10 protein-coding genes are annotated in these 12,403 nt (G+C 64.2%); 3 read left to right on the forward strand and 7 right to left on the reverse strand.

What is annotated here, in order from left to right:
* Nucleotides 1-22: 22 nt before the first annotated feature.
* The 4 genes from DOE79_RS05875 to DOE79_RS05885 all read right to left on the reverse strand — a co-directional run bounded on the left by DOE79_RS05875 (nt 23) and on the right by DOE79_RS05885 (nt 6,358).
* Nucleotides 23-4,363, reverse strand: a complete 4,341-nt coding sequence (locus DOE79_RS05875; protein ID WP_220094291.1) for a pentapeptide repeat-containing protein — start codon at nt 4,361-4,363, stop codon at nt 23-25.
* A gap of 270 nt (nt 4,364-4,633) precedes the next feature.
* Nucleotides 4,634-4,828, reverse strand: a complete 195-nt coding sequence (locus DOE79_RS20435) for a hypothetical protein (protein WP_162942614.1) — start codon at nt 4,826-4,828, stop codon at nt 4,634-4,636.
* Nucleotides 4,829-4,910: 82 nt separating this feature from the next.
* Nucleotides 4,911-5,588: a hypothetical protein gene (locus tag DOE79_RS05880; RefSeq protein ID WP_120337685.1), complete on the reverse strand. Its 678-nt coding sequence runs from the start codon at nt 5,586-5,588 to the stop codon at nt 4,911-4,913.
* Nucleotides 5,589-5,734: 146 nt separating this feature from the next.
* Complete coding sequence (locus DOE79_RS05885; protein ID WP_162942615.1) at nt 5,735-6,358, reverse strand: hypothetical protein; 624 nt, start codon at nt 6,356-6,358, stop codon at nt 5,735-5,737.
* 334 nt (nt 6,359-6,692) lie between these two features.
* Between DOE79_RS05885 and DOE79_RS05890 the strand changes: the two genes are divergently transcribed.
* Nucleotides 6,693-7,232, forward strand: coding sequence for an RNA polymerase sigma factor (locus DOE79_RS05890; RefSeq protein ID WP_162942616.1), 540 nt, complete (start codon nt 6,693-6,695; stop codon nt 7,230-7,232).
* A 17-nt stretch (nt 7,233-7,249) separates the two neighbouring features.
* The gene (locus tag DOE79_RS05895) at nt 7,250-7,747 is read left to right on the forward strand and encodes a hypothetical protein (protein ID WP_162942617.1); all 498 of its coding nucleotides are present in this window, start codon (nt 7,250-7,252) and stop codon (nt 7,745-7,747) included.
* Between the two features lie 40 nt (nt 7,748-7,787).
* On the opposite strand, the gene DOE79_RS05900 is transcribed toward DOE79_RS05895, so the two are convergent.
* Both DOE79_RS05900 and DOE79_RS05905 read right to left on the reverse strand, forming a co-directional pair.
* Nucleotides 7,788-8,333 carry a peptidase inhibitor family I36 protein gene (locus tag DOE79_RS05900; protein WP_120337689.1) on the reverse strand — a complete coding sequence of 182 codons (546 nt, stop codon included), beginning with the start codon at nt 8,331-8,333 and terminating at the stop codon, nt 7,788-7,790.
* A 402-nt stretch (nt 8,334-8,735) separates the two neighbouring features.
* Nucleotides 8,736-10,127, reverse strand: coding sequence for a DUF2252 domain-containing protein (locus tag DOE79_RS05905; protein ID WP_120337690.1), 1,392 nt, complete (start codon nt 10,125-10,127; stop codon nt 8,736-8,738).
* A 1,093-nt stretch (nt 10,128-11,220) separates the two neighbouring features.
* On the opposite strand from DOE79_RS05905, the gene DOE79_RS05910 reads away from it, so the two are divergent.
* Nucleotides 11,221-11,622: a hypothetical protein gene (locus DOE79_RS05910; RefSeq protein WP_120337691.1), complete on the forward strand. Its 402-nt coding sequence runs from the start codon at nt 11,221-11,223 to the stop codon at nt 11,620-11,622.
* 118 nt (nt 11,623-11,740) lie between these two features.
* Here the strand turns inward: DOE79_RS05910 and DOE79_RS05915 are convergent, their stop codons facing one another.
* Nucleotides 11,741-12,241 carry a hypothetical protein gene (locus DOE79_RS05915; RefSeq protein WP_162942618.1) on the reverse strand — a complete coding sequence of 167 codons (501 nt, stop codon included), beginning with the start codon at nt 12,239-12,241 and terminating at the stop codon, nt 11,741-11,743.
* Between the last annotated feature and the right edge of the window lie 162 nt (nt 12,242-12,403).

A 12,403-nucleotide genomic window follows, 5' to 3' on the forward strand; every position in this document is an offset into this window, starting at 1 on the left:
CTGCGATGTTTCGTGTGCATTCTCACCATGTCGCCGAGGCTCCGAAGTGCCCGTGTCCAGGGATCTCAACATGGATGCTTGCCGAACACGAATCGTCACCGGTGGTGCTCAGTGAGCACTCGACACTGCCGCTGACGTTGTTCCCGGTCACCGTCCCCCTGAAGCCAAAGGTGGCCACGCTGGGGTGGTTGGTGTCTAGCGAGAACTCGAGGAAAATCGCGATCGATGCTCCCCGCTCGTATTTGTAGCCGCCAGGCGTGAACCTGTGGGTGCTGTTGTGGCTGAAGCTCCAGTCCAGTGCCCCGGACAGCATCCCGGTGTCCTGAGAGTAGGCGATATCAAACCCGTAAGTCTGGTTGTTGTGCGAGTAGTCGAAGTCGATGGTGAGGGTGTGGAGGACACCGCACGTCTCGCTGAACGTCCCGTCGAACTCGATGTGAGTCTTCTTACCCATTGACAGGCTTCCACTCGTGTCCGCGCTGAAGCTGCCGCACGCTGTCGTTGAGGTGTCGAAGGTCATCTGGAAGCTGAATGACTCCATGTCGAAACCGCTCGAGCCGCCGCTTTCGCTGAGAGTCCAGTCGACGAGCGACACGGCTCCATCGAAGTGCACACCACCTCCGGCGGCCGCGGTCAGATCAAAGCTGGAGTGCATGCTGCCCACTGTGAGAGTGAAGTTCCCGACGAAGGTCACGCTCTGTGCGGCAGCGGTGAGGGAGATGGTCAGCCTCATGTCGATAACCGTCATCGCGCCAACCTTGACGTTCTGCACCTCGGTACTTGAGGTGAACGTCGGCGCGCCGTTCGCGTCCCGACCGATTGCGAGGTCGATATGAACCTCCGCCTCCGTGCCCAGGGTGGCATCGAAGATGAAGCTCGATCCCGCGGGCAGTCCAAGGGTGCCGATTTCGCATCCCTGAGGGGCGATGGCGAGCTGGAAATTCGAGGTTTTGAGCACCCCGCCCTTGACCTGCAGGTAGGTCTGGGGGTCGCTACTGCCGAAGTCGAACATGAAGCAGGGGGTCACGTCCGACACGTTGACGTAGAAGTCACCCTTCATCCAGGTGGTGCCGTGGAAGAGGTTGGGAACATCCTGCGGGTTGAGGTACACCGTGGCACCGACACCGAAGCCAGGCGTGCCGCCGGTGACCTCGACCTGGCCGGTGACGCTCCAGAGATGTACGCCTGGGACGCCACCGAAAGCATTGGTCAGATAGGCGTAACCCGTTTGGGGTGTCGCCAGGGGCACGCTCACGCCATCACACGTCGGGTCACAGGAGTGTGCTGTCGTGGGGGTTCCCGTCGCTGTCAGCGAGACGGTCAGTCCGCTCCCACTGCCCGCAGCAAGTTTGAGAACGACCGGGTAGGTGTGGCCATCCACCGAGTAGGACGCGTCGACGCCGAGAGAGATATCGGCGCTTGTGGCGGTCCGGGCGAGGTGTACCGTGACCGCGTTGAGCGCGAATCCCTGGCCTGTGGAACCGACGGCTAGTCGGGCATCGACTGTGAAGCTGGCCTTGGCGAGGGAGAAGTTCGCATCGGACAGCGTGCCGATGGCCGGTGCTGCGGCGTTGACTCCGGACTTGCCGACCGCATCCAGGAGCGCGCCGGGCAGCGCCACGGTACCGGCGAGGGTGCTCCTTCCCTTCGTGAGGGTGACCTGCGCCCCGTTCAGGGTCATCTGCGGGGCAGAGGTGAGGTTGGTCCAGCCCAACCCCGTGAAGGTGGTGGGGCCCACGGCCACGCCGGTGCCGCCACTACCCGCGGAACCGGCGGTTGCGTTACCGCCTGGGGTGCTGCCGTCGAGTCCGACCATGCCGACGGCAATCCCGTTCGGTGTCCAGTCGACGCAGCCGCCCGACGACTTGCCTGAGTCGATGGCGGGGATCCTCATGTCGAGATCACCACAGAATTCGACCTCGAAGCCGCTGTTCTCGGCGCTCAGGTCGGGCATCCCCAGGCCGGGTATGGTGCCGGGGTTCTGACTCCCCTTCGAGATCGTGAGGTCCGCGTTCGTCAGGCTCACGTCAGCACCGCCTGGTCCGACGAAAGTGGTTGATCCCGCATCCGCTTGGATGAACGCCCACGAGCCGTCAATGCGGATGGCGCCCTGCGCCGGCACGGGATGCATCGGCGCCGGCAGCCCCAGTTTGCCGTCGATGAACCCGAAGAAGATTCCCGTGGTCGTGCCGCAGTCAGTGGTCGGGGTCAACGGGCAGGTGTTGGTCAGGGTGAGGGTCCCGGCCAGAGAGACACCTTTGGCCAGCGTGCCGCTCGCCCCGCGGACGGAGAGCGCCCACACCAATCCGCCCTGCGGTGTGCTGGCGATGCTGCCCGACACCTTCTCGGTCTTGATGTTCATTCCGGAGAGGCCGGCCGGCGCCCACGCCTTCGCGGAGCCCTCACCGTCGATCGCGAGGGTCCAGTTGGCCGGACCGAAGTAATCCAGCTCGGCCTGGAGGGTGAAGGCGTTGTTCGCCTGGGGCTGCACCCTGGCGGTTCCGAAAATACCGGATTCTTCGCTTGAGACTGTGACCTTGCCCGTGGCGATCGTGGCGCCGCCGTCGAGCGAGACCCCGCTGAGGGATCCGGTCAGCTTCCACTCGGGATCCGTCTGGCTCATTCCCGTCTGGGCGTTGGTGCCGCCCGATTGATACAGGCCCGTCATCGCAACGGCCGTGCCGTTCATGTGCAGCACGCCGCCGCCTGCGAGGGTGTATCCGGTTGGCGTCCAGGGGCCGGAAACCGTCAGTGAGTCGGAGCCGGAGCTCGCGGCAACCGACAGCGTGACGCTTCGATTCACCGACGACGCGTCACCGGCGACTCTCGAGAACCCCAGGTTGATGGCTGTGGACTTCGTCCAATTCGTCGGGAGCGACCTGACGAACTTGTGTGTGCCGCCGAATGCGACGCGCACGTTGCCCGATATCGTTCCGGACGCATAGGTGATCGAGCCCGATGCGGCCGACGCGGTCAGGGTTCCGCTATCGGTGTCCGGCAGCACCCCGGCGACGCCCGATGCGGCGAATGTCCAGTCGCGCGGGCCGGTGATGGTGAGCGCGCCGGTGGTGTCGAGCGGCTCGGCTGACAGCTTCGCCGGCACGGTCACTGCCCAGGTGGCGCCCGCGTTATGCCTGACGATCGTGCCGGTGATGCGACCGGGTTGCAGGGTGAGCGCTTCCAGCGCACTCGAGCCACCTCGAACCGCGTTGATGGTGAGGGTCCATCCCCGCGCCCGGGCTTCCGTGTACGGGGCCGCCGCCGGGTTGGTGCAGGTGAAAGTGGCGTCCAGCGTGAGGCCGTCTGGGCCGACGAGGGTGACATCACCCATTGACTGCCGGACGAAACCCCTTGTCTGTTGGCGGGGAGCGCTGAAGCTCGTGGCAATGAGGCCGTCTGCCAGTACCACTGCGCCCACGCTCGCACTGGAGCAGAACGGCGAGGCGGTCACCTCTGCTGCGGGCGGTATGACCGGCAGCTGCGCATCCGTCATGGTCGCTCCCAGGAAGATCGCGCCCGTGATGTCGGCACCCAGCAGGTTGGCTCCCGTGAGGTTCGCGCCGGTGAAGTTGGCGTTCAGCAGCTTCGCCCCACTGAGGTCTGCTCCGGACAGGTCTGCTCCGGTGAAATCAGCGCCGGTGAGGTTCATTCCCGCGAGCTTGGCTCCGGCGAGGTCGGCGCCCACGCACACCGTGAACGGTTGGAGCAGGCAGCCGTTCACGACCGCGCCCGTCACGTCGTCGATGAAGAGCGATACTGCCGTGAAGGATGCGGGAAGGGCCGGGTCCGCCTTCGCTGAGTGCTGCGCCAGCGTGCCGGCGAGACCATCCTGTTCAACCTGCTCCAGGACACGGAGGGTCGCGCTGAAAACACCGGTGTCTGCGTCGAAGGCAGGTGTCTGCATCTCCGCGACGACAGTGTCTTCCTCCTCCGCCGCATCTTGCAGGATCACAGCGACATTGGGCGGGTCCTCGGCGAATCCGAATCCGGCCCACTCGCTGGCGAAGCCGCTCGTCGGCAACACGCCCGCTTTTCGGGACGGCTGGACTGCGAACCACAGCACGTGCGCGTCGGTGTGGGAAAGCTCGAGAGTGTACTCGTCCGACGACCCGGCGAGGGGCGTCAGCGTGCCCGCGCCGGCGCTCAGGGAGTAGAGCAGCGAAACCTGGCCGGCGGAATCCGTGGTGCTGGTCGATGCGTCCCGGGCTTCTGGACCGGACGTCGACGAGGTTGCGGGTTCCGCAGCCTCGCCCGGCACGATGCTGGGGCGTACTGCGCCGGCGCTCACCAGCGCCCAGCAGGCCAGAGCACTCGCGATGATGAGGATCAGTCCAGCGAGGGCCGCTCGGCTCCGGCGGGACATGCCTCGACGGCGTTCTTCTGCTTCAGTCGCGATCGGCGAAGACTCGTAGCCGGAAGGGTCGTTCTCGGTGATGGTTCTCTCCCGGGTGGCATCGGTCAGCGCGGTGCACAACGATCAACTGACGTTTTGCCTCGTCGAAAGAGTAGTGACCCGAACGGGGGAACACACTCCCCCCTTCGGGGGACATAAGGTGGATTTCGGGGTACAACGAGGCCGAGAGTCACCTGATGAAGTCATTCCCCGACCGCATTACGTCACGGATGCACGCCTTCAGTCATTGTCTTCGCCTTCCTCGACGGCCACCAGGCGACAAAGGCTGGGGTACAGGTCATCGGAGGGGATGAACAGCAAGCACGACGTTCCCCAGGCTCGAGCGCTCCAGTCGGCCTTGCGCACGGCGGCCGGTCTGAAGCCGTCGGCGCACCTGTTACGTCGTTGCGGCAGGTCGCCGCGAATCCAGCCCATCCAGCATCGCCTTCAGCCCGTCCACCTGAGCCATCACAAGGTCACGATCGCCGAGCGCGACGCGAACGTGGTGGTCTTGCACCTACGCGCCGGAAGCCTTCCTGAAGAGCTCCAGCGCCGCCGCATACCGTGTTGGATCCTCGCGTGTGTTCGCCGTGACCAACAGGGCCGACCTTCCGAGCACCCGCGTAAAGTCACCCTTGCACGGGATCGTGACGACCATTTCGAGTCCTGCCTCCCATGCAGGCACCAACGCGCTCAGCGCACGCCGCTCTGGCGTCTCCTCGAGCGGTACGGCGTTCTTCCTGCCCAGGGACTCATACCAGGCCTGTGACCATTCGCCATATGACTCGGCGAAGGCGTCTGGTCCAAATGCCTCTCGCCAACTCGGTCCGGAGAGCTTGCTGAGCAACTCAGCGCGCTCGACTGAGCCATCCTTGGTGGCCTGAAGCTTCTCGAAGAGACGCGGGTCAGAGCCTTGCGCAACGTGATCCAGGCACGCTCTCCACAGGGACGGCCACACGTCTTCCCAGGCTTTGATCTGGTCGACGCTGACCTGTCCCGCTCCGGCTTCTCCAGAAACACCCGACAGCGTGGTCGGTGGGTTTTCCAACAGAGGTGGGACGTCCTCACCGGATGGCCCGAGTTGCCAGGCCTCACGCAGCCAGAGAAGCTCCAGCAGAGAGTAGGCGCTGTTCTCAATGGTGATCATCATGCTGGCCGGCCAGGAATTGCCGACCTCTGGGTCGAGTGGCTGCATAGTATTTGGGTCCTTCCTGGATACCTGTGCTGGTGGAATCGCTGTGAACGGCCATGCGGGGACCGAGATTCACTCCTCAGCCCCCGAATGGTGTTCTGCGTTGCTCTGTTCCATGTTTCTCTGTTCGGATTACATCCGGTTACGGCTTATCCGAATGTGAAGCTCGGTCCGCCCGAGTAGCAGGTCGCTCCGTCAACGAGCTTGACCATGGCCACCGAACTCAGCGGGGGCACCAGAGCCCAGCCTGGGCCGATTGCCGTGGTCGATCCGGCCTTGCTCCACACCGCGCCGCCCGCGCCCTGGGCGTAATTCTGCTCGCCCGAGGTGATGGCGCCGATGGCTGATACCCGCCACTGGTGCAGCTGCACCGGGAGCCGCACGGAGTAGCCCGTCGTGAAGCTCACCTTGTTGTTTGCACCCTTGCTCCCATTGAGCCAGGCCTGGCCACAGTTGCCCACGACGGTGTCGCGCGCGCCAACTTCCGGGGCCTCAGCTTCAGCCTCGGCCGCGGCGACGAGTGCTTTTGCTTCGTCGGTGACCGGGATGGAACGGGCTTCACCTGACTCGTCGGTGACGATCTCGAAGCCGTTGGCTTCTGCGATCGCCGCGTCGTAGCTGTGGACCGACATCGGCATGCTGGCGCTGACGGTCTGAGGTGGTTCTTCCTGTTGCGTGTCTGCGAAAGCTACCTGGGGAGTGAAAACGGTGACAAGTGCCAGCACCGCCACTCCCGAAATTGAAAGGGCGCGTCGCGCCGTTTTACCGGACATGAATCTCCTTCGATTGATTGTGTCTATTGGCTTCTGAGCTACAGATCGACGCGCCTGGCTAGGGTACTCGTCACTCAAATTCGTGATTAGGCCGGGACGGATTGACCCGGCTTGCTATGACATGTCCGACGGCCCTGGAAAGGTTCACGGTGTCGAGTTCGCCGAGATCGCACGAAGCGCCCACATGAATCTGAAGGGTGTGACCCCCAGCTGGGGCGGAGAGAGCCGAGGGACATATTCGTATGCTGAGCACGGGGGGGGGATCGACATGCGGGAAGACGAGTCGGATGCGGCCCTGTGGCTAGAGGCGCTATCGGGTACTGAGCATGCGTTCGTGATCATCTTCGACCGCTACCGGGCCCGGATATTTCGTGCGGCCTATCGCAGTACTGCGGACATCGGCCAGGCGGAGGAAGTTGTCGCGATCGTGTTCCTGGAAGCATGGCGTCTGCGAAAGCGAGTGCGCATCGTCGATGGATCTCTGCTTCCATGGTTACTGGCCGTGACGACGAGGGTGACCTATAACCTCACTCGAGCGCAGCGTCGTTACTCACGAATGATCGCGCAACTGCCCCCTCCGCTGGAGCAAGAAGACCACTCCCCTCACGTCGAAGAGCGACTCGATGGTCGTGATCGCCGAGAAGCGCTAAGGAATGCCATCGAATCTCTATCCCCCGGAGATCGCGCCGTGGTCGAGCTATGCCTGGTCGAAGAACTCTCGATGGCGGCCGCGGCCTCGGTGCTGAATCTTCCCATCGGCACTGTGAAGTCCCGACTGAACCGCGCGCGTCGTCAGCTCCGAACCAAACTGGAAGGTCCGGACATGTCAATGCATCCACGGACGTCGAACGCCGACGAGTGGAGGCTGACATGAAACCTGACGAACCAGAGATGACAGACGCACGAACCGAGGCAATGAGAAAGGTCCTCGCCGAGCGTGTCCGCAGCGAGCCCAGCGTCCAGCGCCACCGTCGCCGACGAGTCGCGATCTGGAGCGGAGCGGGCCTGGCCACCGTGGCCGCGCTCACCACCGGTGCCACGATCATCCTCGGAGAAGCTCCCGTCACGGACAAGACCATCGTGCACTGCCTGAGCTCCACCACCGTCGGCGCCGATGGCTCGTATCCCGGGTCCTCTGCGACGATCGCAAACGGCGACGGCCCTGGCCGCGTTGAGGATGCCCTAGCCCTGTGCACACAGATGTGGGATCAAGGCGTGCTGAGCCCGAGTGTCGATCCCACCGCACCGACTCAGGTCCCGGGCGATGTGACCGTGCCCGCTTTGCAGGTCTGCGTTATGCGCGATGGGACCGCCGCCGTCGTTCCGAGCGACAAACCGTCTGTGTGCCAGTCGCTCGTCATGGCGCCTCTTGAAGAATCTGCCGACTAAGGACTCGGCTGACTACGCGCCCAGCTGACTAGCAGGCCACTCACCCGAACGTGCCGTTGGGGCGAAAGACCAGCGACTTGACGTTGTCGTTCCATGTCCCGATCGAGGCGCAGTACGGCGTGCAGTTGAGCCGGCTGCCGCCGTAGCTTGTCGCTGTATAGGCCGTGACCCAGCACCCGTTGGATGCGCGGACCGAGCTGATGCTGTTGTTCCACCCTGATGCCAGGGAGGGGAACCCGAAGGTCACGCCCGAGCACCCACTTGCACCCCAGAACGTCAGGCTCGCCCCGGACCCGTTGGTGTCCTGGTAGACGGTGCCGACCACGGTGCTGGCCGCCGCGGCACCTCGGGCCGAGGTCTTCGCTACGCCGATGCTCGCCAAGTACCCGGCGACTTCAACTTCAGTGTCGAAGCACACCGGTGCTCCGGACGGTTCCGGCGTCGCGGTCGGATGCACCTCGACTGCGCAGTGCGGTCCGGATGCCTCCTTGGCCGACGCCGCAGTGGCAGCGGGTGCCGCCCCGAATGGGATCGTGAGCAGCAGCGAGAGTACGCCGGCCGCCGTGAGCAAGTTCCGTTTACCCATGGGTTCTCCTGTCTCTTCTGACGAGGGAGGAATCCCCCGTCAGAAGAGGCATGTCCGCCGAGAACCATTCGGTTCACGGGGCGCTCGGCTGCGCTCGACGAGCTGTGAACGACGGCAGAAGCTATCGCCTCGAGAGCCGCTAGCCCGCGGGCAGCCAGACATCGTGTCGCTCTCAGCTGCCGTGTGATCGGATTTGAGTCCGGGTGCACCCGACTTTGCTTCAACCACGACCAGCCAGTTGCCCATGACGGACTGTCGGTGCTGCGGCTACAGAGAAACGCAGCGCAGCCGAAGTAACCCGCTGCGCTGCGTCAGTGTCCAGCAAGAACTACACGTTGAAGCGGAACTCCACCACGTCGCCATCGTGCGTGAAGTACTGCGCCACCGCCACCCGGGTCCGGGTCAGACGCCGGTCTCCGCCTGGAGGCGTCCGGACGCGACGGCCCGACGTAGCTGCTCGAAATCGGCCTCGGCGATATCGGCGTAGGCGGCCGACCATGCCGCGGTCGCCTCGGCGAACTCCTCGGATCCGCCAAGGTAGCCCACGACCGCGGCCGAGGCAGGGGACTGCCCGTGCGCCCGAGCCAGGAGCGCGGCACACAGCGAACCGTAGGAGCAGAACTGGTCGGCGTCGAGCGTGGCCGGCTCGATCGACCCCTTCATGTCGCGGAACTGCCTCCAGTAGTAGTCCACCCGGTACCGGTCCGCGGAGTCACCGGCCCAGCCGCGCATCCAACCGACGAAAAGATCGGAATTGGCCTGCAGTATCCGCTGGGCGGCGACGACGCGGTGACCCTCGATGAAGTCCGTCACGCCGGGGCGACCCGGGATGACCGACCGGCGGCCCCCATACGTCGTCAAGACGGAGGGCGGAGCCTCCTTGGCTTGGAGGAAAAGGATGTCGCCAGTGGGGCCTTCGACGGCGATGAGGTAGCAGCGGGTGCCGACGCTGCCGACACCCACGACCCGCAGGGCGAAGTCGACAACGCGGTACTGCTCCAATAGGAACGCGATATCTTCGCGTAGGGTCGCGCGGTATTGGGTGAAGAGATCGGTGACCTCACCCATGGTCGCGTGGTCGACGTGGCGCAGGACGGGAGGTTGATCGACTATGCGAATGCCGCCGTCGACCGAAATGGTCGTCAGGCGATGCAGGAGCCGTTCGGAGGTGCGTGCGCGGGCCTTCTTGGCCGCTTTGCGAACCGTCTGCTCTCCTCTCTCCCCGAGGTGGCGAGCGACCACGGACGTGTCGACCCGGGTGTAGTAGCGCTCCCGAGTCGAGAGGCGGCAGTATGCCCGCAACGTCTTGCGATAGGCGTCGGCCGCGGCGAAGGCCGCGGCGCGACATGCGTCCTCGCCCAAGCCGATGTCGCGTCCGCTGATGTGCACGCTCGCGGTGAGCCGACGCACGTCCCACTCCCACGGTGCGACACCGCCCTCGTCGAAGTCGTTGAGGTCGAAGACGAGCGCGCGTTCGGGCGAGGCGAAGAAACCGAAGTTTGAGATGTGGGCGTCCCCGCAGGAGACGACCTCGAGGTCGGTGGTGGGTGCCCCGCGCATGTCGGCCGCCATGACCGCCGCCGTGCCCCGGTAGAACGAGAGCGGGGATTGCAGCATCCGTCCGACCCGCACAGGCACGAGGTCCTTCAGTCTCGACGCGTGCTGTTCCTCAAGGATGCCGAGGGGATCCCGGTCGACGGGAAGGACCAGCTCGGCCAAACTCCGCCGCGGTAGACGCTTGCGCACCCGACGCCCGGCTTCGTCCGCGGATGACCGTCGATCGCCAATGCCCATGTTTCAGGCTACCGCTCTACTGCCAGCGACGGGTGGCGGACGGTGACATCCGTCGTTGCGACTCGCACGCGGTGGACGTGGCCGAATGCGGGGCAGGGCCGAAACGTCAGTTGTTTTGAAACGCGAACTCGAACACGGCGCGGCTCGAGATCGGCCGATCACCTGACATCACATCTCCTCAACGACCTAGTTGTTGAGGAGGAACTCTCCCGCGCTCCGTCACCGGGCAACCTCAGCGGTCAGGCGAACCGAAGACCGAGCCCCTCACAGGCGGGGAGGGAGGCGTTGGAACGCACACTGGGAGAAGGCGACTCCCGCATGATTCCGCGGTTCTGGTGGTTGTCACCGATCGCAGGGAGTGATTGGTCTGCAGACCCCTTATTGGTCTGCAGACCCCTTGCGGATTCGCTGCGGACTCAGTACCGTTTAACCAAACGTTGGTTCAGGTCTGGGACTGTCGACGGTTCAATTCCGTTCGTGGGTCTCTTGGTTGCATTCGTTCCCTCTAGATTTCTGTGTGGGCAAACATGCGCGAATTCAGAAATGTGTTTCGCACCTCAAAGAAACTGAAGGACTGGAGCAAAGCGCATGTCACGTGAAACTGTCATCGCAGCAACAGCTAAAGAGGCAGGCTTCGTGGTCGGGGTCCAGTCCTGAACTAATGTCGCTGGGATTGACCTAGATACCCCTCCCGGCCAATTCGTCATGACGTAGACACGTGACTGTGCGCACGCGACGAAGGCGTTCTTCGAGTGCGTGCAGGTGATGGACTATCAAACGTTCCTACACGTTGCAGCGGAATTTCACCACGTTCCGAAGTCTCCAAACGTCGCGCCTCGGGGGAAGAGTCACGAGTTCCTCGACCAGCGCGAGCGTCAAACACGGCTATCCTCCGGACCGAAGATCTTCCGTTGGCCGTCAGTTTGTGAACCAGCGGCCGTACCATCCTCTTCCTTCCGGCAGCGCCGGAGTGCCGTCCGCGGCGGGCTCCGGATCGGTGCGGCCGTCGGCGGTGCGGGATGAGAGATCGGTCCGTAGCCAACTCAACGGCCGCGGCGTAGAGTTTCGTTGGTCAGATACCAAGGAGACGATCATGAACAATGACCAGAGCCGGTCAGCCGCCGAGGAGGAGTTCGTCCTGGCAGTCACGTCCGGGCCGCTTACTGAAATAGCCATCGTGGAGGTCGTGGACGGTGACCACGTCGACCTGGCGATCGACGCCGTAGCCATCGATCCTGACACCGGGGACGCCGTTCCGGTGAGCATCGCCCTTAATCCGGACGACTCCGCGTTCGTCGTCAACGTCGCAGGCGTGGAGCGGGTCGTGCCCTTTGTCGAAACTGCCGAGGAGTCCTACAGCGGGAAAGCCGGCGCGATGGAACCGCTGCGCAAACTGCACGAACTGGCAACCCGGGTCGAGAACGAAGCCAAGGGTAAGGCCCGCCAGTTGGCCGAAAAGTTCAAACGCCCGCGTGGATCCGGCCCGAGCACATAGAGGGGCAAGGCCACCAGTTGAGGCTGCGCTAGGCCGGAAATCGACTACACATTGAATCTAAATTCAACGACGTCGCCGTCCTGGCTTGGTGGTGGGCAGGCCGAGTTCGCGGGAGGTCTTACGCGTCCCGGGCGCCGGCCGGTGCCACGTAGCTCGCCTCACCCGGGAAAGGGCGGGCGCTGTGCGGAAAGTTGTCGCGCGTGATCTCGACGGTTCCGGGGTGCCTCTCAAACCAGGTGCGGGCTTGGTCGTCTGTTACGGCGTAGCTGGGCCGCGGCAGGCCCTTGGCGTGCCGAAGCCGTCGTGCCCGCCACTCCTGACGGAGTGCCCTGACCCCGAGCAGCCAGCCACCGCTGAACAGTGCCGTGCATGCGAGAGATGCCACGATGATGGTCGGGCCCATGAACATGTCTTGACCGTCAGCGATGGAACGCACGAGTACGACGATCCCGAAAAGCAACCCCAGCGGGGCCAGGACGGCCGGGATCGTCATGAGGGCGGTGACGAGGCCGAGGCCGGTGAGGGTTCTCGCCCGGTAGTTGCCGCCGGCGGGGTGATTGCCGCCGAGCCCCCACTCTTCGGTGGTGTACGCGTGGATGGTGACGGTGTCGGCGGACACGTCAGTTGCGTATCCGTACCAGTACCGGGGCATGTCTTCCTCTTGTCTCGGCCGGGTCCTGACCGTTCGACTGCCGACATCCTCTGGCCAGGTTGTGACTCCGACGAGAATCGGATGATCTGCACGAGCCCACACCGTTTCTGTGCCGTGAGCCCGAGCCCA

Origin of the sequence: Cryobacterium soli, assembly GCF_003611035.1 — a bacterium.
GTDB lineage: Bacteria > Actinomycetota > Actinomycetes > Actinomycetales > Microbacteriaceae > Cryobacterium > Cryobacterium soli.

Coding starts and splice junctions, on each gene's coding strand:
- DOE79_RS05875 (WP_220094291.1), bottom strand. CDS start 4,363: ATGTCCCGCCGGAGCCGAGCGGCCCTCGCTGGACTGATCCTCATCATC.
- DOE79_RS20435 (WP_162942614.1), bottom strand. CDS start 4,828: ATGGGCTGGATTCGCGGCGACCTGCCGCAACGACGTAACAGGTGCGCC.
- DOE79_RS05880 (WP_120337685.1), bottom strand. CDS start 5,588: ATGCAGCCACTCGACCCAGAGGTCGGCAATTCCTGGCCGGCCAGCATG.
- DOE79_RS05885 (WP_162942615.1), bottom strand. CDS start 6,358: ATGTCCGGTAAAACGGCGCGACGCGCCCTTTCAATTTCGGGAGTGGCG.
- DOE79_RS05895 (WP_162942617.1), top strand. CDS start 7,250: ATGACAGACGCACGAACCGAGGCAATGAGAAAGGTCCTCGCCGAGCGT.
- DOE79_RS05900 (WP_120337689.1), bottom strand. CDS start 8,333: ATGGGTAAACGGAACTTGCTCACGGCGGCCGGCGTACTCTCGCTGCTG.
- DOE79_RS05905 (WP_120337690.1), bottom strand. CDS start 10,127: ATGGGCATTGGCGATCGACGGTCATCCGCGGACGAAGCCGGGCGTCGG.
- DOE79_RS05910 (WP_120337691.1), top strand. CDS start 11,221: ATGAACAATGACCAGAGCCGGTCAGCCGCCGAGGAGGAGTTCGTCCTG.